Annotated in this window: 22 protein-coding genes and 1 tRNA gene; 17 read left to right on the forward strand and 6 right to left on the reverse strand. The window is 70.2% G+C overall.

Features of this window, described 5'->3' with window-relative positions:
• Positions 1 to 18: 18 nt before the first annotated feature.
• Complete coding sequence (locus tag HMF7854_RS14915; protein ID WP_126719925.1) at positions 19 to 1,197, forward strand: LL-diaminopimelate aminotransferase; 1,179 nt, start codon at positions 19 to 21, stop codon at positions 1,195 to 1,197.
• Entirely contained in the window at positions 1,197 to 1,658 is a 462-nt protein-coding gene (locus HMF7854_RS14920) for a DUF2721 domain-containing protein (RefSeq protein WP_126719926.1), read from the forward strand. Before HMF7854_RS14915 ends, HMF7854_RS14920 begins: the two co-directional genes overlap by 1 nt.
• Here the strand turns inward: HMF7854_RS14920 and HMF7854_RS14925 are convergent.
• Positions 1,655 to 2,098, reverse strand: coding sequence for a hypothetical protein (locus HMF7854_RS14925; RefSeq protein ID WP_126719927.1), 444 nt, complete (start codon positions 2,096 to 2,098; stop codon positions 1,655 to 1,657). The two genes, HMF7854_RS14920 and HMF7854_RS14925, sit on opposite strands and share 4 nt — an antisense overlap.
• Before the next feature lie 115 nt (positions 2,099 to 2,213).
• Here HMF7854_RS14925 and HMF7854_RS14930 point away from each other — a divergent pair, with 115 nt between their 5' ends.
• The 5 genes from HMF7854_RS14930 to HMF7854_RS14950 all read left to right on the forward strand — a co-directional run bounded on the left by HMF7854_RS14930 (position 2,214) and on the right by HMF7854_RS14950 (position 6,834).
• On the forward strand, positions 2,214 to 2,924 hold the full coding sequence (locus HMF7854_RS14930; protein ID WP_126719928.1) for a DUF2059 domain-containing protein: 711 nt from the start codon (positions 2,214 to 2,216) through the stop codon (positions 2,922 to 2,924).
• Positions 2,925 to 2,989: 65 nt separating this feature from the next.
• The gene (glpX, locus tag HMF7854_RS14935) at positions 2,990 to 3,976 is read left to right on the forward strand and encodes a class II fructose-bisphosphatase (protein WP_126719929.1); all 987 of its coding nucleotides are present in this window, start codon (positions 2,990 to 2,992) and stop codon (positions 3,974 to 3,976) included.
• Positions 3,977 to 4,018: 42 nt separating this feature from the next.
• Positions 4,019 to 5,776 (forward strand): single-stranded-DNA-specific exonuclease RecJ, encoded by a 1,758-nt coding sequence (gene recJ / locus HMF7854_RS14940; protein WP_126719930.1) that lies wholly within the window; start codon positions 4,019 to 4,021, stop codon positions 5,774 to 5,776.
• A gap of 50 nt (positions 5,777 to 5,826) precedes the next feature.
• Positions 5,827 to 5,902, forward strand: a tRNA-Glu gene (locus HMF7854_RS14945).
• Between the two features lie 158 nt (positions 5,903 to 6,060).
• Entirely contained in the window at positions 6,061 to 6,834 is a 774-nt protein-coding gene (locus HMF7854_RS14950; RefSeq protein WP_126719931.1) for an enoyl-CoA hydratase-related protein, read from the forward strand.
• A 34-nt stretch (positions 6,835 to 6,868) separates the two neighbouring features.
• Here HMF7854_RS14950 and HMF7854_RS14955 read toward each other — a convergent pair whose 3' ends face one another.
• Complete coding sequence (locus HMF7854_RS14955) at positions 6,869 to 8,572, reverse strand: alpha/beta fold hydrolase (RefSeq protein WP_185829311.1); 1,704 nt, start codon at positions 8,570 to 8,572, stop codon at positions 6,869 to 6,871.
• A 343-nt stretch (positions 8,573 to 8,915) separates the two neighbouring features.
• Here HMF7854_RS14955 and HMF7854_RS14960 point away from each other — a divergent pair, with 343 nt between their 5' ends.
• The 5 genes from HMF7854_RS14960 to HMF7854_RS14980 are packed head-to-tail and all read left to right on the forward strand — an operon-like array spanning position 8,916 to position 13,857.
• A complete protein-coding gene (locus HMF7854_RS14960; RefSeq protein WP_126719933.1) occupies positions 8,916 to 9,575 on the forward strand; it encodes a GNAT family N-acetyltransferase in 660 nt (219 codons plus the stop codon).
• A 53-nt stretch (positions 9,576 to 9,628) separates the two neighbouring features.
• Positions 9,629 to 9,871, forward strand: a complete 243-nt coding sequence (locus HMF7854_RS14965) for an acyl carrier protein (protein ID WP_185829312.1) — start codon at positions 9,629 to 9,631, stop codon at positions 9,869 to 9,871.
• Positions 9,872 to 9,899: 28 nt separating this feature from the next.
• Complete coding sequence (locus HMF7854_RS14970; RefSeq protein WP_126719935.1) at positions 9,900 to 11,168, forward strand: alanine racemase; 1,269 nt, start codon at positions 9,900 to 9,902, stop codon at positions 11,166 to 11,168.
• The gene (locus HMF7854_RS14975) at positions 11,165 to 12,721 is read left to right on the forward strand and encodes a class I adenylate-forming enzyme family protein (RefSeq protein WP_126719936.1); all 1,557 of its coding nucleotides are present in this window, start codon (positions 11,165 to 11,167) and stop codon (positions 12,719 to 12,721) included. The genes HMF7854_RS14970 and HMF7854_RS14975 overlap by 4 nt, the downstream gene beginning before the upstream one ends.
• Positions 12,721 to 13,857: an acyl-CoA/acyl-ACP dehydrogenase gene (locus HMF7854_RS14980; protein ID WP_126719937.1), complete on the forward strand. Its 1,137-nt coding sequence runs from the start codon at positions 12,721 to 12,723 to the stop codon at positions 13,855 to 13,857. The genes HMF7854_RS14975 and HMF7854_RS14980 overlap by 1 nt, the downstream gene beginning before the upstream one ends.
• Here the strand turns inward: HMF7854_RS14980 and HMF7854_RS14985 are convergent.
• Positions 13,854 to 14,375, reverse strand: a complete 522-nt coding sequence (locus HMF7854_RS14985) for a DUF4142 domain-containing protein (RefSeq protein WP_185829313.1) — start codon at positions 14,373 to 14,375, stop codon at positions 13,854 to 13,856. The two genes, HMF7854_RS14980 and HMF7854_RS14985, sit on opposite strands and share 4 nt — an antisense overlap.
• Before the next feature lie 16 nt (positions 14,376 to 14,391).
• Entirely contained in the window at positions 14,392 to 15,384 is a 993-nt protein-coding gene (locus tag HMF7854_RS14990) for an SDR family oxidoreductase (protein ID WP_126719939.1), read from the reverse strand.
• Between the two features lie 245 nt (positions 15,385 to 15,629).
• Between HMF7854_RS14990 and zwf the strand changes: the two genes are divergently transcribed.
• The 5 genes from zwf to eda are packed head-to-tail and all read left to right on the forward strand — an operon-like array spanning position 15,630 to position 21,159.
• Complete coding sequence (zwf, locus tag HMF7854_RS14995; RefSeq protein WP_126719940.1) at positions 15,630 to 17,087, forward strand: glucose-6-phosphate dehydrogenase; 1,458 nt, start codon at positions 15,630 to 15,632, stop codon at positions 17,085 to 17,087.
• Positions 17,080 to 17,781, forward strand: a complete 702-nt coding sequence (gene pgl / locus HMF7854_RS15000) for a 6-phosphogluconolactonase (RefSeq protein WP_126719941.1) — start codon at positions 17,080 to 17,082, stop codon at positions 17,779 to 17,781. The genes zwf and pgl overlap by 8 nt, the downstream gene beginning before the upstream one ends.
• Positions 17,781 to 19,592: a phosphogluconate dehydratase gene (gene edd / locus HMF7854_RS15005; protein ID WP_221766476.1), complete on the forward strand. Its 1,812-nt coding sequence runs from the start codon at positions 17,781 to 17,783 to the stop codon at positions 19,590 to 19,592. The genes pgl and edd overlap by 1 nt, the downstream gene beginning before the upstream one ends.
• The gene (locus HMF7854_RS15010) at positions 19,589 to 20,557 is read left to right on the forward strand and encodes a glucokinase (protein WP_126719942.1); all 969 of its coding nucleotides are present in this window, start codon (positions 19,589 to 19,591) and stop codon (positions 20,555 to 20,557) included. Before edd ends, HMF7854_RS15010 begins: the two co-directional genes overlap by 4 nt.
• Positions 20,554 to 21,159, forward strand: a complete 606-nt coding sequence (gene eda, locus HMF7854_RS15015; protein WP_126719943.1) for a bifunctional 4-hydroxy-2-oxoglutarate aldolase/2-dehydro-3-deoxy-phosphogluconate aldolase — start codon at positions 20,554 to 20,556, stop codon at positions 21,157 to 21,159. Before HMF7854_RS15010 ends, eda begins: the two co-directional genes overlap by 4 nt.
• A gap of 266 nt (positions 21,160 to 21,425) precedes the next feature.
• On the opposite strand, the gene fghA is transcribed toward eda, so the two are convergent.
• Both fghA and HMF7854_RS15025 read right to left on the reverse strand, forming a co-directional pair.
• On the reverse strand, positions 21,426 to 22,277 hold the full coding sequence (gene fghA, locus HMF7854_RS15020; RefSeq protein ID WP_185829314.1) for an S-formylglutathione hydrolase: 852 nt from the start codon (positions 22,275 to 22,277) through the stop codon (positions 21,426 to 21,428).
• A 2-nt stretch (positions 22,278 to 22,279) separates the two neighbouring features.
• Positions 22,280 to 22,663, reverse strand: coding sequence for a VOC family protein (locus HMF7854_RS15025; protein ID WP_126719945.1), 384 nt, complete (start codon positions 22,661 to 22,663; stop codon positions 22,280 to 22,282).
• Positions 22,664 to 22,670: the final 7 nt, after the last annotated feature.

Consider the following 22,670-nt stretch of genomic DNA (forward strand, 5'->3'; position numbering starts at 1 on the left):
ACTCGTCATTGGGATCCCATGAACGAGGATTTCTACCGCATCCAGCGGCTCCCGCCCTACGTCTTCGCCGAGGTGAACGCGATGAAGGCGGCGGCGCGCGCGCGCGGCGAGGACATCATCGATCTTGGCATGGGCAACCCCGACGGCGCGCCGCCCAAGCATGTTCTCGACAAGCTGTGCGAAGTGGCCTCCAAGCCGACGGCGCACGGCTACAGCGCGTCCAAAGGCATCCCCGGGCTCCGCAAGGCGCAGGCGGCCTATTACCAGCGCCGGTTCGGGGTGGAGCTCGATCCCGACAGCGAGGTGATCGTCACGCTCGGGTCCAAGGAGGGGCTCGCCAACCTCGCCCAGGCGATCACCGCGCCGGGCGACGTGGTGCTGGCGCCCAACCCCAGCTACCCGATCCACACCTTCGGCTTCATCATCGCCGGAGCCGCGATCCGCTCGATCCCCGCCGCGCCGGGCGAGGACTTCTTCGAGCGGCTGCGCCTCGCCATGCGCTACACCGTGCCGCGCCCCAAGGTGCTGGTGGTGGGCTATCCGTCCAACCCGACCGCCTATGTCGCGGACATTCCCTTCTACACCCGCCTCGTCGAGTTCGCCCGCGAGCACGACCTCATCGTCATCTCCGACCTGGCCTACTCGGAGATCTACTTCGGCGACGAGCCGACGCCGTCGATCCTCCAGGTGCCGGGGGCCAAGGAAGTGGCGGTCGAGTTTACGTCGATGTCCAAGACCTACTCGATGGCCGGCTGGCGGATCGGCTTCGCGGTCGGCAATCGGACGCTGATCGGCGCCCTGACTCGGGTGAAGTCCTACCTCGACTATGGCGCCTTCACGCCCGTTCAGGCCGCTGCTGTCGCTGCGATCAACGGGCCGCAGGACATCGTCGAGCAGAACCGCCTGCTCTACCGCAAGCGCCGCGACGTGTTGGTCGACAGCTTCAAGCGCGCCGGCTGGGACATCCCCGTTCCGCAGGCCAGCATGTTCGCCTGGGCGCCCATCCCGCCCGCCTTCGCCCACCTTGGAAGCCTGGAGTTCTCCAAACGCCTGATGACCGAGGCCAAGGTGGCGGTCGCGCCCGGTGTCGGCTTCGGCGAGGAGGGCGAGGGCTTCGTCCGGATCGCGCTGGTCGAGAATGAGCAGCGCCTCCGCCAGGCGGCGCGCGGCGTCAAGAAGCTGCTGGCCAGCGGCTGATGCTGCCCTCCGCGCCCGAAGTTGCCCACGTCATCTCGCAGGCGGTCGCGCCGGTCTTCCTCCTCGCCGGCCTCGGCTCCTTCCTTAACGTCTGCACCAGCCGGCTGGCGCGGATCATCGATCGCTCGCGCAGCCTCGAGCCCGACATCCTCGCCAGCCGCGGCGCCAAGCACGACCGGCTGATCGTGGAGCTGCGGGTGCTCGACCGGCGGATGGCACTGGTCAGCCGGGCGATCTTCGCGACCGTCCTGTCGGCGGTCCTGACCTGCGCGGTCGTGGTCCTGCTGTTCGCCTCGGGGCTGACCGGTCTCAATTTCGGCACCGGGATCGCCCTCCTGTTCATCGGCGCGATGATCAGCCTGGCGACTGGGTTTGCGGTGTTCCTCGTCGAGACGCGCATCGGCGCCGCGGCGGTGCGGATCCGCTCCGACCTCCTCGACCATGAGGTCGAGGGCAGCTAGGCGGCGGTCAGCGCCTGCACGTCGGGCGGCGGCGCGAAGTCGCTCGCCGGGGTCTGCCAGCTGCGCCAGCGCCCGTTCTGCCGCATCCCCGCCTTCATTGCATGCTGGTGGTCGTCGATCAGCAGGTAGGCCCCGCTCGCCGGGCTCAGGGCGACCAGCAGCGGCCCTTCGCGCCGGAGCGGCTCGGCGCGCGCCATCGCCTTGCGATAGTCCCCTGCGCTCGGCCCGAGCATGGCGTTCAGGTCGGTGACGATCGGGCTGTTGACCATTAGGCCGCTTTCCGCCGGTTCGCGGCCGGCCATCAGCTGCAGCCCCGACCAGTCGCCCGGCGTCGCGCTCATCACGTTGAGCGGCGGCGCGGCCTTGGCGTCTTGCGCAACCGCGTCCTGGTTGTTGCAGCCGGGGAGCAGGAGGACGGACAGGAGGATCAAACGCTTCATCGCCGCAGCAACGCGCCTCGTCGCGCTTCGGGTGCAAGCGGGCCGGTCGCTTCCCGGTTGGCCTTTGCGAGTCCGGCGCTAGGATCGGCGGCACCATCAGACTTCGGGGGAATTCATGACCATCCTGCTTGCGGCCGCCGCGCTCGCCGCCACCTCGCCTGCCTTGCCGACATTGGTGATGCCCGCGCCGCCCGCGCTCCATGTCGCTCCAGGTCCGGCGGCGCCGGTCGACCCGGCGCGGCTAGCCCTTGCCCGCCAGACCGCGGCTGCCCTCTACCGCGACGGCAGCACCGCCCGCCTGCTGGACCATCTGCTGACCCCTCGCCCCGACGGGACCGCCTCGGCGCTGCTCGACATGACGCTGGGCGAGCTGATGGCGCCGCTGATGCCCAAGCTGCCGGCGAGCGACGCGGCCGCCGGCCAGACCAGCCTGCGCAGCATGATTGCGCAGAAAGATCCCTATTTCGAGCAGCGCCTCGGCGCGATCCATGACGCCGCGGTGGCGGAGGCGGTGCGGCTCGCCCCGCGCTTCGAGCCGCAGGTGCGGGAGGGGCTCGCCCAGTCGCTCGCGCACCGCTTCACTGCGCCCCAGCTGGCCGAGCTCGGCCGGTTTCTCGGCAGCGACACGGGCCAGGCGTTCAGCGACCAGCTCTACCTCATGTGGATGGACCCGGCGGTCATCAAGGCGATGCTCAGCACCTTCCCCGCGCTGTCGGCGGAGCTTCCCGCGGCGATGCAGCGGGTCAAGGCGGCGAGCGACCGCTTCCCCTATCCCGAGAAGCCGAAGCCGGGGCCGCCGAAGCCCGCCCCCAAGGGGAAGAAGTAGCCGCCTCGACAAGCCGGGCACCGCCCCCTATCGACCGCCATGCCGCGGGGAACAGAGGAGATTGCATGCCGTACGCCAGCCCGGAAACCAGCCACGTCCTTGACCGCGTGCTCGTGCTCGAGATGGTCCGGGTCACCGAGGCGGCGGCGGTCGCGGCGGCCAAGCTGATCGGGCGCGGTGACGAGAAGGCGGCCGACGCCGCCGCGGTCGAGGCAATGCGCGCCGCGCTCAACGAACTGCCGATGGACGGCACGGTGGTGATCGGCGAGGGCGAGCGCGACGAGGCGCCGATGCTCTACATTGGCGAAAAGGTCGGCTCGGCGCAGGACGGCGGCCCGGCCATCGACATCGCGCTCGACCCGCTGGAAGGCACCACCATCACCGCCAAGGCCGGCCCCAACGCGCTCGCCGTGCTGGCGATCGCCGAGGGCGGCTGCCTGCTGAACGCGCCCGACGTCTACATGGACAAGCTGGCGATCGGCCCGGGCTACCCCGAGGGCACGGTCAGCCTCGAGAAGAGCCCGGCGGACAATGTCCGCTCGATCGCTGCCGCCAAGGGCGTCGAGCCGCACGACATCATCGCCTGCGTCCTCGACCGGCCGCGCCATGCCAAGATCATCGAGGAGCTGCGCGCGATCGGCTGCGGGGTGCGGCTGATCCCCGACGGCGACGTCGCCGGCGTGATCGCCACCAGCGATCCGGAGACGGGTATCGACATCTACATGGGGTCGGGCGGCGCGCCCGAAGGCGTGCTCGCCGCGGCGGCGCTGCGCTGCGTCGGTGGCCAGATCCAGGGTCGGCTGCTGTTCCGCAACGACGACGAGCGCGGCCGCGCCCGCCGCTGGGGCATCGACGACCTCGACCGCATCTACACGCTCCAGGACATGGCCAAGGGCGACTGCATCTTCGCCGCGACGGGCGTGACCGACGGCTCGCTGCTCAAGGGCGTGCGCAAGCGCAAGGACGGCACCGTCACCACCGAGAGCATCGTCATGCGCGCAAGCTCGGGCACGGTGCGGCGCGTCTACACCGAAAGCCGCAATCGCGGCTGAGGACTCTTGCGGCCCGGTTCCGCGCCGGGCAAAGCGAAGTCCATGAGCCGGGAGGATTACGCCTGCAGCGTCGCGCGCTCAGTCACGGGCAAGCCGTGGCGCTGGCGCCGGCAGGGCGGCGACAGCCTGACTGAGAGCCTGCTCGACCAGCTGCTGCTGGCCCGGGGAATCGCCGCGGGTGACCTCGCCCGCCACCGCCAGCCGACCATTCGCGACTTCCTCCCGGATCCGTCCGCTTTCCGCGACATGGACAAGGCCGCCGCGCGGCTAGCCGACGCCGTCCAGACGCGCGAGACGATCGCCATCTTCGGCGACTATGACGTCGACGGGGCGACCAGCTCGGCGCTGCTGACCCTCCTGCTGCGCCAGCTCGGGGTCGAGCCGATCGTCTACATTCCCGACCGGCTGATGGAAGGCTACGGCCCGAGCGGCCCGGCGCTGGTCGGGCTCAAGGAACGCGGGGCGAGCCTCGTCGTCACCGTCGACTGCGGCGCCCAGGCGTTCGACGCGCTCGCCGCGGCGCGCGAGGCGGGGCTCGAGGTGATCGTCGTCGACCACCACCAGTGCGCCGCCGCGCTCCCGCTCGCCCATGCGGTGGTCAATCCCAACCGGCTCGACGAGGACGAGCTCGGCCGCGCCCATGGCCATGTCGCCGCGGTCGGCATGGCCTTCCTGCTCGGCGTCGCCCTGCTCCGCGAGCTGCGCCGCCGCGGCGCCTTCGCCGCAGCCGCCGAGCCCCGGATCATCGACCTCCTCGATCTCGTCGCGCTCGGCACCGTCGCCGACGTCGCCAAGCTTCAGAGCCTCAACCGGGCGTTCGTCACGCAAGGCCTCAAGATCATGGCGAGCGGCCGCAACATCGGTCTTGCCGCCCTCGCGGAGGCGGCCCGGCTGACCAAGGCGCCGAGCTGCCGCGACCTCGGTTTCGCGCTCGGCCCACGGATCAATGCCGGCGGCCGGGTCGGCAAGTCGGATCTCGGCGTCCGCCTTCTCACCACCGCCGACATGGGCGAGGCACGCGCGCTGGCCGCCGAACTCGACCGCTTGAACGAGGAACGCCGAGCGATCGAGCTGACCGTCTGCGAGGCGGCCGAGGCGCAGGCGGCCGAGCAGGCCGACGCGCCGCTGATCCTCGTCTCCGGCCGCGGCTGGCACCCGGGCGTGGTGGGCATCGTCGCCAGCCGCCTCAAAGAGAAGTTCGACCGTCCCGCGCTTGTCGTCGGCGAGGAGGAGGACGGCACCGGCAAGGGCAGCGGCCGGTCGATCAGCGGGGTCGACCTCGGCGCCGCGGTGCTCGCCGCCAAGGACAGCGGGCTGCTCCGCGCCGGCGGCGGCCACGCCATGGCCGCCGGTCTGACCGTTGCTCCGGGCGGGATCGAGCCGCTCCGCGCCTTCCTCCACGAGCGCATGGCCGCCGGTGTCGAGCGCGCGCGCCAGGGCCGTTCGCTGCTGGTCGATGCGACGCTCGCCCCCGGCGGCGTGGCCGGCGCGCTGTGCGACGAGCTGGAGGCGGGCGGTCCATATGGCGCCGGTTGGCCCAGCCCGCGCCTCGCCGCCGGCCCGGCGCGGCTGCTCCGGCCCGGGATCGTCGGCAACGGCCATGTCCGCGGCATCGCCTGCGGCGAGGACGGGCGCAGCTTCAAGTGGATCGCCTTCCGCGCCGCCGAGAACGCGCTCGGCCAGGCCCTGCTCGCCTCCCCTTCCGATGCCCGCTGGTGGCTCGCCGGCTCGATCAAGCGTGACGAGTGGAACGGCGGCAACGCGGCGGAAATGCACCTCGACGACGCCGCCCGGCTCTGACCGCCTTGACCGCGCAGCGCCCCTCGCCTAGGCGCCTCCCGTCTCCGCGCGGCCCCATCGTCTAGCGGTCTAGGACGTCGCCCTTTCACGGCGAAAACACGGGTTCGAGTCCCGTTGGGGTCACCATCGCGCGCGTTGAGCCTGCATCCAGCCGCGCCCCAACCTTTCGCCCGGCTTACAGCAGCCTGACTTCGTTCGGGTCCGGATCTCCTCGAGGACGTTGGGCTGCCCGACTCACAACCGCCGCGCGGCCTTTCGCGTGGCCGGACCGGGACGAGGCGATCATGGATGTGCTGACGGTGGAACGGGTCGCGGACCATGTCGCGCTGGTGACCATGCGCCGTCCGGAGACGCGCAACGCGGTCGATGTTGCCATGGCCGAGGCGATGGACCGTACGGTCAAGCGGATCGAGGCCGACCCCGACATCTGGATCGTGGTGCTGACCGGCGAGGGTACCCAGGCCTTCTCCGCCGGCGCCGACCTCAAGGAAGTCGCCGCGGGCCGCCTCGACGACCTCTACACCGTCGACGGCCAATTTGCCGGCTTCGTCAAGCATCCGCGCCAGAAGCTGTGGATCGCCGCGGTCGAGGGCTATGCACTGGCCGGCGGCTGCGAGATCGCGCTCGCCTGCGACATGATCGTTGCATCCGACAGCGCGATCTTCTCACTGCCGGAGGTGAAGCGGGGGCTGGTCGCCGGCGCGGGCGGCATCTATCGCCTCGCCCGCACCCTCCCGCGCAACATCGCCATCGAGATGGTCGCAACCGGCGGCCGCCTCCCCGCCGAGCGCGCCTGCCATCTCGGGATGGTGAATCGGTTGGTTCGGGATGGAGAGGCGGTTGCCGAGGCGGTCCTCCTGGCCGGGGAGATCACCGCCAACGCCCCGCTGGCGGTGCGCGAGAGCGTTGCCGTCACCCGCCAGGCGCTCGATCTCGACGACGACACGTTGTTCGAGCTCGGCCTGGAAGCGCAGCGACGGATGATGCGGACCGACGATTTCCAGGAAGGCCCGCGCGCCTTTCTCGAGAAGCGGCCGCCGAACTGGCAGGGCCGCTAGCCCGGCGGGGCGGAGAGCGCCCGGCCCGCCCCGCTTACGAGCCCGCGACCTTCCGCTGCGCCGAACGCTTGCGCTGCCAGCCCGGCTCGAGCCCCGGGAGAGCCTGCTTCCCGGTCGCCGGTCGGGCCGGCGGGTCGAGCTCAAGCGAGTCGCTGTCGGGCAGCCCGAGGAATGCCCCGATCTCGCGCAGCGCGATCCGCTGGCTGGTCAGCGACACCACCGGGTGGTCGAGCCCATGGACCGGGCGGACGATGACGCCCGAGATGTTGCGCACCCGGCGGCCGCCCGGCCCGAACTTGCTGAGGCTCTGCCACGACCGGTCGCCCTCGCCGGCGACGAGCCGAAAGTCGGTTCCCTGCCCCGCCGCGCGCTGCAGCTGGCGGAGCACGCCGCGCACCTCGGGCTCGGGCCAGAACTGCGCGCGCATCCGCGCGAACGCGACCTTGGCCTCGGAGATGAGGCGGTGGCGGATGGTCAGCGCGCGGCGGATCTTGACCGGGGTGCGCAGGTAGATGGAGCGCATCGATTCGGCATGCGCCGAGCGGTCGAGCGGGGTGCCGGGCTTCCAGGTGATCCAGGAATTGAAGGCGAGCACCCGCTTGATCGCGCCGTCGCCCTCGCAGGCGGCCTGGATCGCGTGATAGCCGCCGGTGCAGACGCCGACCGCCGAGATGTCCCCGAACCCCAGCTTCGCGAGCGCCGACGCCGCCTGGTTCACCTCCGCGGTGCGGACCGTGTTGTAGACATGGACCGTGCCCTCGCCGTGCGCGTCGCTCTCCCCCACCCCGAGGAAATCGACGCGGAGCGTGGCGACGCCGCGCCGGGCCAGCGCCCGCGCCGCCTTGACCGGGAAGTTGCCGTCTCCGGTCCGCGGGTTGGCGGAGGTGTTGACGATGATCACCGCTTGGCGGGCCCGGTCCTTGCCCGGTGGCTGGGTCAGCACGCCGCGCAGCCCGCCACCGACGTCGATCCGCTCCTCCATCCAGCCGTCACCCGCGAGAGAAGACGGCAGCCGCTGACCGGCCGCCACAGTCGCGGTCACCGGGAATTGCCGTTTTAGCCATCCCCGCGTCGCTTCGAACGTCTCGAGCGGCGGAGCGCTCAGGTGCGAATCCTTGAACAGCTGGTTGTAGCCGGCGAACGGGATGATCTCGGCCTTTTCGCCGAGGCTGTCGCGCAGCGGCTTGGGAATGGACGGACTGACCACCAGCGTCGGCGGCCACGGCCCGGCGCGCTTGCCGAGGTCGACCATGCGCACCGAGGCGATCGCCGCGGCGGAGAGCCACACGCCGTTGACCTCGAGCGTGCCCGCGACGTCGTTCGACTGGTCGCTCATCGCCAGCGCCCGCTCCAGCTCGCGGAGCCAGCCGGCCCCGGTCGCGATCGGGTCGAGCAGAATCAGTCCGTCCGGGTCGAGCGTCGTCGCCGCCTCGGCCGCCAGCGTGGCGCCGATCCGCAGGCCCGCCAGCACCAGCTTCGAAGCGCCGAACGAGCGGCGGGCGAAGCGACCGGCCGCGGCGACGCCGTCCAGCCAGTGCTGCCACTGGTCCTCGCCCGGGTGGACGTCGAGGGAGTCGCCATGGCCACGATGGTCGAAGCGCAGGACCCGGTAGCCCGCGCGGGCGAGCGCGTCCGCCCACTCGAACATGGCGCGATAGGTCCAGATGAAGTCGCGGCCGACCGGCGGGCAGATCACCACCGTCACGTCAGGGCTGCCACCGGTAGGCACGTGCAGCATGCCGGCGAGCCCGTCGAACGCTACCGGCTGAAGTTCCCGCTGTTGTGCCCCATGGTCATGCATAGCCGAGTTCAACACTCTCCCGGTCGCAACAATCGACCCGCCAACGCAACATTGCGGCAGCAAGAGCGGCCCCTGAGCGAAATTTTATAACTCTTTGATGAGAATTATACAACGAGTTAACGAAACCCGCCTAAGCCGCTATACTCCGCCAAGCCCGGCCTTCAGCAAGGGCCGGCTGCAAAATATAGGGGCGGTGTCCTCAAAGTAACAGTTCGCAGGGCAACCGGCCTGTCATGCCGATCGCCCCTCGCCCAACAGCGTATCCGATGGAAGGAACAAGGTGCAGCAGCAGGTCCGGGTCGCCCGCCAGGAGGACGTGCCGTTCCTCGCCTGGGTGATGTATGAATCGATGGTGCCGAGCACCGGCAAAGGCATCTTCGACGAGGCGCTTGAAGGCACCGGCACGACTCCGCTCGAGTTTCACCAAGCGCTGCTGCGCTCGGGCAGCAACAACTGGAGCTCGCTCGACAGCTTTCTCGTCCTTGACGACGACGAGGGCCGGCCGGCCGGGGCGATGGGAGCGTTCGACGGCACGATCGAAGACCTCCGGCCGCTGACCGCGGCAGGGCTCGAGAGGGTGGCGGCGGAACTGGGCTGGTCGAGCGACGTTACCCGCGCGTTTTGGCGGCGCTACATTTCCTTCTTCGGGCTGTTCGGGAAAAGCCCGCAGCTGCTCCACGCGGCGAGCTATGTGCTCGAATTCTCGGCGATCCGCTCGGACCTGCGCGGGAAGGGCATCTACGGGCGCTTCCTCGAAGGTCATCGCGAGCGCGCCCGGGCGCTCGGGCATGACGCGATGAGCGCGTCCGCCGTTTTCGGCAACGAGGCGGTGATCCGCGCGATCACCCGCTTCGGGTTCAAGGAAGCGCGGCGGATCGGCCCGGAAGCCTATCGTAACCGTTTTCCCGGTATGATCCGCTACCGCTACGAAATCGACTGACGTTCCGCCTTTCACCCCTGCCCAATTTCGAAACATGGAGACTGCCCGTGTCGTTGGACGCGAATTCCCTGAAGGACTTTCTGGCGAGCGAGCTCGGCATTTCCGAGTCCGAGGTCGACAATGACACGCTGCTGTTCAGCACCGGCGTGGTCGACAGCTTCGCGCTGGTCGCGATGATGACCTTCATCGAGAATGAGACCGGCTACCTCATCCCGCCAACCGACATCACGCTCGACAATTTCGACAGCATCGACCGGATCCTGGCCTATCTTCGCAACGCGTCCGCGATCGCCTGACGCCCCGGCACTTCAAGGACCCGCCTCCATGGCCATCAGCAACAGCAAGCTCGTCGAGATCGCGGCCGCGAACGGCACGCCCTTCTACATCTTCGACGCGGCGGCGATCCGCGACCGCTTCGCGCAGCTCGAGCAGACCTTCGGGGCGCTGTTCGGGGTCAGCTACGCGGTAAAGGCGAACCCCAATCTCGAGCTGCTGCGGCTGGTCGACCCGTTCGTCGCGACCTTCGACGTCTCCTCCTACAAGGAGATCGAGCGGGTGCTGGCGATCGGCTGCCCGCCCGAGCGCATCACCTTCTCCGGCCCGGCCAAGCGCGAGGCGGAGGTCCGCGGCGCGGTCGAGCAGCGGATCGGCGAGCTGGTGGTCGAATCGCTTCACGAGGCGGAGGTCGCCAGCGCCCATGCGGTCGAGCTGGGCGTCCGCCAGCCGATCCTACTGCGGATCAATCCGGCCTCGGGCCCGAAGCATTTCGGAGTGAGCTTCTCCGGGCGGGCCAGCCAGTTCGGGATCGACGAGGAAGAGGTCGGGCAGGCGCTGTCGCGGATCGCCCAGCTGCCCGGGCTCGAGCTGGTCGGCTTCCACATCTACTCGGGGACCAACAGCCTCAACCCGGAAGCCATCGCGGACAATATGACGGGCTTCGTCCGCATCTTCCGCGCGGCTTCGGAGCAGGCCGACATCCGCCCGCGCAAGCTGGTGTTCGGGGCCGGGTTCGGCCTGCCCTATGGCGCCGCCGACGAGCCGCTCGACATCCAGGCGGTCGCCGCCGGGGTCGAGGCGACCATCCGCGAGCTCAAGGCCGAGCCGCGCTTCCAGTCGGCCGAGTGCGTGCTCGAGATGGGCCGCTGGCTGGTCGGGCCGCCGGGGCTGCTGGTCACCGCCGTGGTCGGCGAGAAGGAGAGCCGCGGGGCGCACATGCGGCTGTGCGACGCGGGCTTCAACAACCATCTCGCCGCGTTCGGGATGATGGGGACGGTGATCAAGCGCAACTGGCGGATCCGCAACGTTTCCAACCCGAACGCCGCGACCGACAAATACACGCTGGTCGGGCCGCTCTGCACCAGCATCGACGTGCTCGCCACCAACATCGAGCTGCCCGCGGTGCGGCGCGGCGACCTGCTGGCAGTCGAGAATTCGGGCGCCTACGGCCTCACCGCCAGCCCGACTCGCTTCATCAGCCACCCCGAGCCGCGCGAATATCTGCTCGACGGCGAGACGCTGGTCGACGCGACCGAGAGCGAGCTCAACTACTGGGCCGAGATCGACCGCACCGGCCGGCTGAAGCGGAGCGCATGATCCTGACGGCGGCCTCGGGCGAGACGCTGTGGGCGCGGTTCGAGCGCGTCGCCGCCGCCCGTGCCGACCATCCCGCGCTGATCCAGGGCGACACGCGGACCAGCTTCGCCGAGCTCGCCGCCGCGGCGCTCCGCTACGGCCGCGCCTTTCGCGACGCCGGGGTCAGGCCGGGCGACCGCTGCCTCTTCTTCAGCACCAACCGGCCCGAGCTCGCCGCGGCGATGCTCGGGGCGTGGCGGGCGGGCGCGGTGGTCGCGCTGCTCAACGACGAGGCGCCGCTCGCCCACCTCGAGCATGCGATCCGGGTCGTCGCCCCGGCCGCGCTGGTGACCGCGGACAGCGATGCCGGGCGGGTCGCGGGGCTGTTCGACGGCCCGCTCGTGGCGCTCGGCGGCGGCGGTCTGCCCCCGGCCGACAACCGGCCCGCCGCGATCGTCGACCCGGCCGAGCCCGCCTCCATCTTCTTCACCTCGGGCTCGACCGGCATGCCAAAGGGCGTGACCCAGTCGCACCGGACCCTGGTCGAGGCCTGTATCAGCGTCGGCGGCCATCTCGGGCTCGGCGAGGCGGACCGGATCCTCTGCCCGATCCCCTGGTCGTTCGACTATGGCTACGGGCAGCTGCTCTCCACCCTGCTGCTCGGGGTCACCCAGCTGCTCCCGACCGAGCGCAATGCGCTGGCGATCTGCGCCGCGCTCGAGGCGCAGCGGCCGACCGTGTTCGCCGGCCTGCCCTCGATCTTCGCCCTGCTGCTGCGCGGCGTGTCGACGCTGCGGACCACCGACACCGGCTCGGTCCGGCTGGTCACCAATACCGGCGGGCCGATCCCCGACGCCATCTTCGCCGAGCTCCAGACCGCCTTCCCCGCAAGCGCCTTTTCGCTCAACTACGGGATGACCGAGACCTATCGCAGCGCGGGGCTGCCGCCGGCGCTCGCCGCCAGCCACCCCCACTCGGTCGGCCTTGCCTACCCGGGGGTCGACCTTCGCATCCTGCGCGAGGACGGCAGCGAGGCCGGGCCGGACGAGGTCGGCGAGCTGGTCCATCGCGGCACCGGCGTGTTCATGGGCTACTGGGGCGACCCGGAGGCCACCGCGCGCGTGCTCCGGCCCGATCCCTTTGCGCCGGCCGACGGGCAGACGCCGAAGGTCGTCTTCACCGGCGACCTCGCCGTCCGCGACCGCGAGGGGCTGCTCACCATCCGCGGCCGCCGCGACCGGCTGATCAAGTCGATGGGAGTGCGGGTTAGCCCCGACGAGATCGAGGCGCTGCTCCACGGCAGCGGGCTCGTCGCCGGCGCGGTCGTCGCCGGGCTGCCGCACGACATCTACGGGCAGATGGTGGTCGCCGCCGTCGTCGCCCGCCCCGGCATCGACGGGCTCGACCGCCAACTCAAGGCATTCGCCCGGACGGTCATGTCCCGTCACATGCAGCCGCGCCACTATCTGGTGGTCGAGCAGTTCCCCCTCACCCCCAACGGCAAGCCCGACCATGCGGCCATCCGGCGGCTGCTGGACGAGGCGACCGCCAACCCCCGTGCAAGGAGCGCCTGATGGACGACGTCGCGGACCCGGTGACCACCTGCGAATCGCTGCTGGCCAGCATCCGCGAGACCGCCCCGACTCTGTCCGACCGCGAGCTGTCCGACACCATCCTCGCCCGGCTGGCCGAGGCGCGGCTGCTGTGGCCGGCGGCGCCCGTCGCCGGCCAGCCGCTCGCCCCGACGCTGCGCAGCGCGGCTCGGATGACATACCGCATCGCCGAGCTCTCGGGGTCTGCCGCGCTCAGTTATGCCATGCACCTGTCGCAGGCGCTGACGCTCGAACGCCACGCGACCGACACGCCCTATCTCGCCGCCCAGCTCGAGCGGTTCCGCGCCGAGCAGAGCCTGATCGCCAGCGGCACCTCGGAAAAGGGGGTCGGCGGCGACATCTTCGGGACCCGCTGCACCATCGATCGCGGCGATCCTGACCGCTACACGCTGGTCAAGGAAAGCCCCAACATCTCCTACCTCGCGCAGGCGGCGGCGGCGGTGCTGGTCGATGCCGAGGAGCGGCGCTCGCAGGTGCTCATCCTCGCCCGGCAGGACGACGTCGAGGCGACCTCGGGCCGCGTCGCCGAGTTCATGGGCATGAAGGGCATCGACAACCGCCCCTTCGCGCTCCAGCTCCGGTTCCGCCCCGAGGCGATCCTCACCGAGAAATTCCCGGCGATCGCCCGCGCGACCATGACCCCGGTCATCCACATCCTGTGGGCGGCCCTCTGGAGCGGCTTGGCATCGCACGCGCTGTCGCTCTGCAAGCGGGTGGTCGGCGGCATGTCTGCCGACGAGAAGGCGATCCGCGCGGTGGTCAGCTTCCAGCTGAGCGCGCTGATCGACCGGCACTACACGCTCAATGCGCTGATCCGCGACGCCATCCGCGACGTGGACGAGCCGCACGACGCAATGGTCGCGGGGATGAACTGGTCGGCCAACGTCAAGCGGCTGAAGACCGTCGGCTCGGACACCGCCACCGACATCTGCCTCGGTGCGCTCGAGATCGTCGGCATGCCGGGCTATGCAGAGGCCGGGCCGCTGAGCCTGTCGACGGTGATCCGCGACGTGCTCAGCTCCAAGGTGATGATCTCCAACTATCGCCTGATCGACAGCAACGCGGCGACCGAGCGCTACCTCACCCAGGACATCTAGTTGCCCGCCCGGGCGCTCATCTGCTCGGCCATCGCCAGGTGCGACTGGATGAGCGGGACCGCCGATTGCGCCGCCTGCCGCACCGCCGGGGTGTCGCCGCTCGCCGCATATTGCTGCTGGGCAAGCAGCGCGGAGCGGTGGGCGAACGCCTGCTGGCGCCAGTAAGTCTTGTCGAAGTCGGGGCCGCGCGCGCTCTGCAGCGCGGCGAGGAACTGCGACTGCTGGCCGTCGACCTGCATGACCGGCTGCTTCAGCCCGGAGCTGGTCGCCGCCTGCTGCAGCCGCTGGCTGGTCTGGCCATGGTCGCGCAGCATCTGCTCGGCAAAGGACCGCACCTGCGGGTCGCGGCTTTCCGCCAGCGCGGAGTAGGACTCCACCATCTCGAACGTGTCGGACGCCGCCGCGGCCTGGACGAAGTCGCGGGTCTTCTGCGAACCCTTCTCGGGCGCGGCAAGGGCCGCCGAGGCACTCCCGAGCGCCGCCGCGAGCATGGTCGTTCTGGCGATTGCGATGATCATCCTGCTACCTCCAACCTTACGGCTGCCCCTGTCCACCGCCGGCGCCATAGATGTTGCCGGTGGTGTAGCTGCCGTCGTCCTCGGCGAGGCGGACGAAGATGCCCGCCAGCTCGCCCGGCTGCCCAGGCCGGCCGAGCGGCGAAGTCGCGCCGAAGGTCACGAGCTTGCCCTGGCTGGCCCCGCCCGAGACCTGGAGCGGGGTCCAGATCGGTCCCGGCGCGACCCCGTTGACGCGAATCCCGCGCGGCGCGAGCTGCTTCGCCAGCGACTTCACATAGTTCATCGTCGCCGCCTTGGTCTGGGCATAGGCGTAGAGGTCCGGGTCGGGGTTGTAGGCCTGCTCCGAAGTCGTCCCGATGATCGCCGAGCCCGGCTGGAGGTGCGGCACCGCCGCCCGGATGATCCAGAAGGGCGCGTAGATGTTGGTCTTCATCGTCCGGTCGAACTCGTCGTCGGTGAGATCGAGGATCGAGGGGATCGACTGCTGCCGGGCGGCATTGCAGACCAGGATGTCGAGCCCGCCGAGCCCGCTCACCGCGCGATCGACTAGCTGCCGGCAGAAGGCGGCAGAGCGGATGTCACCGGGGAACGCCACCGCGTTGCGGCCGGCCTGGCGGATCAGCGCGACCACCTCGCGGGCGTCGGGCTCCTCCTCGGGAAGATAGTTGATCGCGACGTCGGCGCCCTCGCGGGCGAAGGCGATCGCGGCGCCGCGGCCCATTCCGCTGTCGCCACCGGTGATCAGCGCCTTGCGTCCGGACAGCCGGCCCGATCCGACATAGCTCTGCTCGCCATGGTCGGGGCGCGGGTTCATCCGGCTCGCCAGCCCCGGCCAGGGCTGCGACTGGGAGGGGAAGGGCGGCTTGGGATATTTGTCGCGCGGGTTCTGCTTGCCGCCACGGGCGGTCGGCGCGGCGGCCTGCCCCTGCGCCACGCCCGGCGCCGCCACTGCTGCCACTGCGCCGATGGTGGCCATCGCCATCGCTTCACGTCGCGTCGTGTCACTCATGTCGGTTTCACCCTTGTACTGACCGGAACTCCGGTGTCGGCTCAACCGGCTGCCGCAAGGGAAGTTGCCGCGTCGCGCGGGATAATTTCCAACCCGTCCGCAGCGGCGCGGCGGGGCTCCTGCCCGATCGAACGGCGGCCATTCGGTCGGGGCGGCGGTCCGTAACGGCTCAAATACGCATGCGCGTCGACCGCGGGCATGCATTCGCCGCTGCCCTTTTGCCAACTCCCCGCTATGAGGCTCGCATGGCAGACAAGGCTTCGACCCTGATCCTGTTCGGCGCGACCGGCGATCTCGCCGCTCGAATGCTGCTTCCTTCGCTCTACGGGCTCGACCTCGACAGCCTGCTTCCCGACCGGTTGCGGATCATCGCCACCGCCCGGACCGAGCAGGACGACGCGGCGTTCCGCGAGCATGTGCTGAAGGCGCTCGGCGACCATGTCCCGGCCGACTATCTCGATCAGGACAAGGCGGCCGCCTTCGCCCAGCGGGTCCATTATGTCCCGCTCGACGCCACCCACCCTCAGGGGTTCAAGGCCCTTGCCGACGCGGTCGGGCCGGACGCGGGCGAGATCGCCATCTTCCTTTCGACCGCGCCTTCGCTGTTCAAGCCGACGATCGACGGGCTGGCCTCGGTCGGGCTTGCCGGCGACCATGTCCGGCTCGCGCTGGAGAAGCCGCTCGGCACCGACCTCGCCTCCTCGACCGAGATCAACGACGCGGTCGCCTCCGCCTTCCCGGAGAGCGCGACCTTCCGGATCGATCATTATCTCGGCAAGGAGACGGTCCAGAACCTGCTCGCGCTGCGCTTCGCCAACGTCATCTTCGAGCCGCTGTGGAACGCCCGCGCGATCGACCATGTCCAGATCACCGTTGCCGAGACGATCGGGCTGGAAGGGCGCGGCGGCTACTACGACCCGTCGGGCGCGATCCGCGACATGGTCCAGAACCACATGCTCCAGCTCCTCGCGCTGGTGGCGATGGAGCCGCCGGCGAGCTTCGACGCGACCGCCATCCGCGACGAGAAGGTGAAGGTCCTCCGCTCGCTCCGTCCGATCACCCGCGACAGCGTCGAGCAGAGCCTGGTGCTGGGCCAGTTCGGCTCGGGCGCGGTGGATGGCCAGCCGGTCCCCGCCTACGCCGAGGAGCTCGGCAAGCCGTCCGAGACCGAAACCTTCGTCGCGCTGAAGGCGCATCTCGAGAACTGGCGCTGGGCCGGCGTCCCGTTCTACCTGCGCACGGGCAAGCGGATGCCCGAGCGGCGGACCGAGATCGTCATCCAGTTCAAGGGCGTCCCCCATTCGATGTTCAGCGGCAAGGGCGCGCAGGCGCGGCCCAACCGGCTGCTCATCTCCATCCAGCCGGAGGAGAATATCGAATTGAAGCTGATGGCCAAGGTCCCCGGGCTCGACCGCCACGGCATCCGCCTGCGCGAAGTGGACATGGAGATCGGCCAGAAGGACGTGTTCAGCGACGTCCGCCGCCGGATCGCCTACGAGCGGCTGCTGCTCGATCTGATCGAGGGCGACCCGACCTTGTTCGTCCGCCGCGACGAGGTGGAAGCCCAGTGGGCGTGGGTCGATGGCGTCCGCCAGGCGTGGAAAGAGGCCGGCATGACCCCCAAATCCTATACCGCCGGAACCTGGGGCCCCTCGGCGGCGATTGCGTTGGCGGAGCGCAATGGAGTGAGCTGGAATGATTGAAGCGGAATGGTGGGAGTATGACAGCCCGGCCGAAATGGCCGAGGCGGTCGCCGGCGACGTCGGGTTCATTATCGAGAGCGCCCTCGATGCGCGCGGCGCGGCGCTGCTCGCGCTGCCCGGCGGCGGCACGCCGCGGCCGATCTACGCCAAGCTTTCGAAGGCGAAATTCAACTGGAAGAAGATCGTGGTCGTCCCCACCGACGACCGGCTGGTGCCGATCACCGACGACCTCAGCAACGCCAAGCTGCTCGCCCAGACCTTCCTGCCGCTGGGCGCGCGGGTGGTTCCGATCACCGGCGAGATCCAGGACGCCAAGCTTGCCGGCAACTCGGCTGACGCCCGGCTGCAGGACCTGCCCTGGCCGCCCGACCTCTGCTGGCTCGGCATGGGCGGTGACGGCCATACCGCCTCGATCTTCGCCGGGCCGGACCTCAAGGAAGCGCTCGACGCGCCCAAGGCCCGCCGCGCGATCGGGGTCACCCCCGACCCGCTGCCGCCCGAGGCGCCGGTCGCGCGCGTGACGCTGACCCGCGCCGCCATCCTCTCGGCGCGGACCATCCTCATCACCATCACCGGCCAGGCCAAGCGCGACCTTCTCGAGCAGGCGATCGCCGACGGCCAGTCCTCCAGGCTGCCGATCGGCCGCGTGCTGGCCGAGGCCGAGCAGCCGATCGACATTCACTGGTGCCCCTGATGACCCTCGACCCGCGCGTCGCCTCGATCACCGACCGCATCATCGAGCGGTCCCGTCCGGGCCGGCAGAAATATCTCGCGCTGATGGCCGATGAGGCCGAGCGCGGGATCAGCCGGCCGCGCCTGTCCTGCGGCAATTTCGCGCACGGCTTCGCCGCCTCGGGCGAGGACAAGGACGCGATCCGCACCATCCGCGGTCCCAACATCGGGATCGTCACCAGCTACAACGACATGCTCTCGGCGCATCAGCCTTACGGCCGCTACCCCGAGCAGATGAAGATCTTCGCCCGCGAGGTCGGCGCGACCGCGCAGGTCGCGGGCGGCGTGCCGGCGATGTGCGACGGGGTGACGCAGGGGCAGCCCGGGATGGACCTGTCGCTGTTCAGCCGCGACACAATCGCGCTGTCGACTGCGGTGGGCTTGAGCCACGGCATGTTCGAGGCGACCGCGCTGCTCGGCATTTGCGACAAGATCGTGCCGGGCATGCTGATCGGGGCGCTCCGCTTCGGTCACCTGCCGACCCTGTTCGTGCCCGGCGGACCCATGCCGTCCGGCCTCGCCAACAAGGAAAAGCAGCGGATCCGCCAGCTTTACGCCGAGGGCAAGGCCGGCCGCGACGAGCTGCTCGCCTCCGAATCGCAGAGCTATCACGCTGCCGGGACGTGCACCTTCTACGGCACCGCCAACTCCAACCAGATGATGATGGAGCTGATGGGGCTGCACGTCCCCGGCGCCGCCTTCGTCAACCCGGGCACCCCGCTGCGCCAGGCGCTGACCCGCGCCGCGATCCGCCGCCTCGCCGAGCTGGGCGCCGCGCGAACCCGCCCGCTCGCCCACTGCGTCGACGAGCGCGCGATTGTCAACGCGATGGTCGGCCTGCTCGCCACCGGCGGCTCGACCAACCATGTCATCCACCTCCCCGCGATCGCCCGCGCGGCCGGGATCCTGATCGACTGGCACGACTTCGACGAATTGTCGGCGATCGTCCCGCTGATCGCCCGCGTCTACCCCAACGGCTCGGGCGACGTGAACGACTTCCACTTCGCCGGCGGTATCGGCTACGTCACCAAGGAGTTGCTCGGCGCCGGGCTGATCCACGGCGACATCCTGACCGCCGGGGCAGACTCCTTCGACGACTATGCGCGCACCCCGACGCTCGCCGGCGACGAGCTCGCCTGGACCGAGATCGGCGCGAGCAACAACCCCGACATGCTCCGCCCGGTCGGCGAGGCCTTCCTTCCCGACGGCGGTATGCGGCTCGTCCAGGGCAATCTCGGCCGCGCCACCTTCAAGACCAGCGCGGTCGATCCGGCCCGCTGGACGGTGGAGGCGCCGGCGCGGGTCTTCGCGACGCAGGAAGCCGTGCTCGCCGCCTTCCAGGCCAAGGAACTCGACCGCGACGTCGTCGTCGTCGTCCGCTTCCAGGGTCCGCGTGCCAACGGCATGCCCGAGCTTCACAAGCTGACCCCCGCGCTCGGCGTGCTGCAGGACCGCGGGCACCGGGTCGCGCTGGTCACCGACGGGCGGATGTCGGGCGCCAGCGGCAAGGTTCCTGCCGCGATCCACTGCTCGCCCGAGGCGCTCGGCGGCGGCCCGCTCAGCCGGGTCCAGGACGGCGACCTGGTCCGGATCTGCGCCGAGCGCGGAACGCTCGACGTGATCGGGGTCGACCTCGCGACCCGCGAGCCCGCGCCGCCCACCCCGCCCCCGGTCGGTACCGGGCGCGAGCTGTTCGCCATGTTCCGCCATCGCGCCGACGAGGCGGAGCGTGGCGCCTCGGCGATGCTCGCCGCGATGGAGACCGAACTTTGAGGACGATTGCGACCGCCGACGTCGGGGGCACCCATGCCCGCTACGCGCTGGCCGGGCTCGACGGCGACCGGGTCGTGTCGCTGTCGGAGCCGGTCACGCTCAAGACCAACGAGCATGCCAGCTTCCAGCTCGCCTGGGAGGAGTTCGGCCGCCGCATCGACCAGCCGCTGCCCAAGGAAATGGCAATCGCCTTCGCCGGGCCGATCGGCGGCGAGGTGCTCAAGCTTACCAACAATCCGTGGGTGATCCGGCCCGCGCTGATGCAGGAAAAGCTCGGCGTCGACCGCTTCACCATCGTCAACGACTTCGGTGCGATCGGCCATGCCGTCGCCGCGCTCGACGGCAGCGCCTATCGCCACCTGTGCGGACCCGACCGTCCGCTCCCCGACCATGGCTCGGTCACCATCCTCGGCCCCGGCACCGGGCTCGGCGTCGCCAGCCTGCTCAAACTTGGGCGCGGCTACGAGGTCATCTCGACCGAGGGCGGGCACATCGACTGGGCGCCACTCGACAGCCTCGAGGACCGCATCCTCGGCGAGCTCCGGCGCAGCTTCCGCCGGGTCTCGATCGAGCGGCTGATCTCGGGCCGCGGCCTTATGAACATCTACGAGGCGCTCGCCACCATCGAGAAGCGCCCAACCGCGATCCACGACGAGAAGGAGCTGTGGGCCGCGGCGATGAACGGCAGCGACAGTCTCGCCGCCGCCGCGCTCGACCGCTTCTTCCTGACGCTCGGCGCTATCTCCGGCGACCTCGCGCTGGCGCAGGGCGCCTCGGCGGTGGTCATCGCCGGCGGGCTCGGGCTGCGGCTGGTCGACCATATCGGCCGCTCGGGGTTCCGCGACCGCTTCATCGCCAAGGGCCGGTTCGAGCGGCTGATGGACGACATGCCGGTCAAGCTCATCACTTATCCCCAGCCCGGCCTGTTCGGCGCCGCGGCCGCCTTCGCCAAGGAGCATGCATGACCGCCGACGAGCTGATGCGGGTGTCGCCCGTCATCCCGGTGCTGGTGATCGGCCCCGACGCCGACCCGGTGATGATCGCCGAGGCGCTGGTGGAAGGCGGGATCCGGGTCCTCGAGGTCACGCTCCGAACGCCTCAGGCGCTCGCCGCAATCAGCACGATGCGGCGGGTCAGCGGCGCGATCGTCGGCGCCGGCACGGTGCTCGATCCCAACCAGCTCCAGGCGTCGCGGGACGAGGGCGCCGAGTTCATCGTCTCGCCCGGACTGACCGAGCGGCTTGGCCGCGCCGCGATCGACAGCGGGCTGCCGTTCCTGCCGGGAGTCGCCAGCGCGGGCGACATCATGCGCGGGCTCGACATGGGGCTCGACCGGTTCAAGTTCTTCCCCGCCGAGAGCTCGGGCGGGCGATCGGCGGTCAAGGCGCTCGCCGCGCCCTTCGGTCAGGTGCGCTTCTGTCCGACGGGCGGGATCCGCCCGGACACGGCGGCCGAGTGGCTGGCGCTCGACGCGGTCAGCTGCATCGGCGGCAGCTGGCTGGTCCAGCCGGGCGACGACCATGCGACGATCCTCGGCCGGGCCAGGGCCGCCGCCGCGCTCCGCTAAGCGACCTCAGCCGCGCCGACGTCGGCGGGCCGGCGGAGCGGAACTCCGGACATCGAACTGGATGATGTGTGGCCGCATGTCGACGACGCGCGGCTTCCAGATCTGCCACCAGCGCCGTTCCACGGGAACTAGCAGCTGCATGGCCACGGGCGACGGACCCGTACGCAAATCCTGCATCAAAGCACCCCAACGCTACAGCCTCGCAACAGGCAAGTATGTTCACAGCGGGGATAGTTATATCCGAAATGGGTTAATTATTCCACCGGTTAATTGCTTGTTCCGACGAGCCGTTCGGCGTGCCAGCGCAGATGGTCGGCCATGAAGGTCGAAATGAAGTAGTAGCTGTGATCATATCCGGGCTGCCGCCGCAGCTCGAGCCTGATCCCCGCTTCCGCACAGGCGCGCTCCAGCAGCTCGGGCCGCAGCTCCCGCTCGAGGAACGGGTCCGCCTCGCCGACGTCGACCAGCAGTTCGGGCACCCGCGCGCCGTCCTCGATCAGCGCCACCGCGTCGTGCCGCCGCCAGGCCGAGCGCTCCGGCCCGAGATAGCGGCCGAGCGCCTTCTCGCCCCATGGCACCTGCGAGGGGGCGACGATCGGGGCGAAGGCCGAGACCGAGCGGAACCACTCCGGATGGTTGAGCGCGATCGTCAGCGCGCCGTGCCCGCCCATCGAGTGGCCGGTGATCCCCTGCCGCGCCGGATCGACCGGGAACTCGGCCTCGACCAGCGCCGCCAGCTCCGCGGTGACATAGCTCCACATCCGGTAATTGGCCGCCCACGGCACTTCGGTCGCGTCGACGTAGAAGCCGGCGCCCAGCCCGAAGTCCCACGCGCCCTCCGGATCGTCGGGGACGCCCTCCCCGCGCGGGCTGGTGTCCGGCGCGACGAGGACCAGCCCGTGCTCGGCGCAGGCGGCGCGATACTCGCCCTTCTCGGTGACGTTGGCGTGGGTGCAGGTCAGCCCTGACAGATACCACATCATCGGCAGCCGGCCGCCCTGCTCCGCCTGCGGGGGCAGGAAGACGGAGAAGACCATCTCCGTCTCCGTTGCCGTCGAGCGATGCTTGCAGACGAGCTGCCGCCCGCCGTGCGAGCGCACCTCGCTGACGATGTCCATGCCTATTGCGCCGGCCGGTGCAGCGCGCAGAGCTTGTTGCCGTCGGGGTCGCGCAGATAGGCGAGGTAGAGCTTGCCGAACGCGTTCTCGCGATAGCCGGGCGGATCCTCGATCGCCGTGCCCCCGGCTTCAACGCCTGCCTGGTGCCAGGCGTCGACCTGCTCCGGGCTGTCGCAGGTGAAGCCGATCGTCATCCCGTTGCCGTTGGTGGCCGGCTGGCCGTCGATCGGCGGCGAGACCATGAACACGCTGCCGTTGTGGCGCCACGCGCCGCGCCCCTTGTCGTCGACCCGGCCCGGCTTGCCGCCGATCGAGCCGAGCAGCCGGTCGTAGAACTGCCTCGACCGCTCGACGTCATTGCTGCCCACCATCACATGACTGAACATGCTTGCC

The sequence above is a fragment of the Sphingomonas ginkgonis genome (assembly GCF_003970925.1).
Lineage (GTDB): Bacteria > Pseudomonadota > Alphaproteobacteria > Sphingomonadales > Sphingomonadaceae > Sphingomicrobium > Sphingomicrobium ginkgonis.

What these genes read in the sequence shown, in the direction of transcription:
- HMF7854_RS14930 (WP_126719928.1), top strand. Translation starts at nt 2,214, where the DNA reads ATGACCATCCTGCTTGCGGCCGCCGCGCTCGCCGCCACCTCGCCTGCC.
- HMF7854_RS14950 (WP_126719931.1), top strand. Translation starts at nt 6,061, where the DNA reads ATGGATGTGCTGACGGTGGAACGGGTCGCGGACCATGTCGCGCTGGTG.
- HMF7854_RS14990 (WP_126719939.1), bottom strand. Translation starts at nt 15,384, where the DNA reads ATGAGTGACACGACGCGACGTGAAGCGATGGCGATGGCCACCATCGGC.
- HMF7854_RS14980 (WP_126719937.1), top strand. Translation starts at nt 12,721, where the DNA reads ATGGACGACGTCGCGGACCCGGTGACCACCTGCGAATCGCTGCTGGCC.
- eda (WP_126719943.1), top strand. Translation starts at nt 20,554, where the DNA reads ATGACCGCCGACGAGCTGATGCGGGTGTCGCCCGTCATCCCGGTGCTG.
- recJ (WP_126719930.1), top strand. Translation starts at nt 4,019, where the DNA reads ATGAGCCGGGAGGATTACGCCTGCAGCGTCGCGCGCTCAGTCACGGGC.
- HMF7854_RS14985 (WP_185829313.1), bottom strand. Translation starts at nt 14,375, where the DNA reads ATGATCATCGCAATCGCCAGAACGACCATGCTCGCGGCGGCGCTCGGG.
- HMF7854_RS14920 (WP_126719926.1), top strand. Translation starts at nt 1,197, where the DNA reads ATGCTGCCCTCCGCGCCCGAAGTTGCCCACGTCATCTCGCAGGCGGTC.
- HMF7854_RS14925 (WP_126719927.1), bottom strand. Translation starts at nt 2,098, where the DNA reads ATGAAGCGTTTGATCCTCCTGTCCGTCCTCCTGCTCCCCGGCTGCAAC.
- zwf (WP_126719940.1), top strand. Translation starts at nt 15,630, where the DNA reads ATGGCAGACAAGGCTTCGACCCTGATCCTGTTCGGCGCGACCGGCGAT.
- HMF7854_RS15025 (WP_126719945.1), bottom strand. Translation starts at nt 22,663, where the DNA reads ATGTTCAGTCATGTGATGGTGGGCAGCAATGACGTCGAGCGGTCGAGG.
- edd (WP_221766476.1), top strand. Translation starts at nt 17,781, where the DNA reads ATGACCCTCGACCCGCGCGTCGCCTCGATCACCGACCGCATCATCGAG.
- HMF7854_RS14915 (WP_126719925.1), top strand. Translation starts at nt 19, where the DNA reads ATGAACGAGGATTTCTACCGCATCCAGCGGCTCCCGCCCTACGTCTTC.
- fghA (WP_185829314.1), bottom strand. Translation starts at nt 22,277, where the DNA reads ATGGACATCGTCAGCGAGGTGCGCTCGCACGGCGGGCGGCAGCTCGTC.
- HMF7854_RS14975 (WP_126719936.1), top strand. Translation starts at nt 11,165, where the DNA reads ATGATCCTGACGGCGGCCTCGGGCGAGACGCTGTGGGCGCGGTTCGAG.
- HMF7854_RS14955 (WP_185829311.1), bottom strand. Translation starts at nt 8,572, where the DNA reads ATGCTGCACGTGCCTACCGGTGGCAGCCCTGACGTGACGGTGGTGATC.
- pgl (WP_126719941.1), top strand. Translation starts at nt 17,080, where the DNA reads ATGATTGAAGCGGAATGGTGGGAGTATGACAGCCCGGCCGAAATGGCC.
- glpX (WP_126719929.1), top strand. Translation starts at nt 2,990, where the DNA reads ATGCCGTACGCCAGCCCGGAAACCAGCCACGTCCTTGACCGCGTGCTC.
- HMF7854_RS14970 (WP_126719935.1), top strand. Translation starts at nt 9,900, where the DNA reads ATGGCCATCAGCAACAGCAAGCTCGTCGAGATCGCGGCCGCGAACGGC.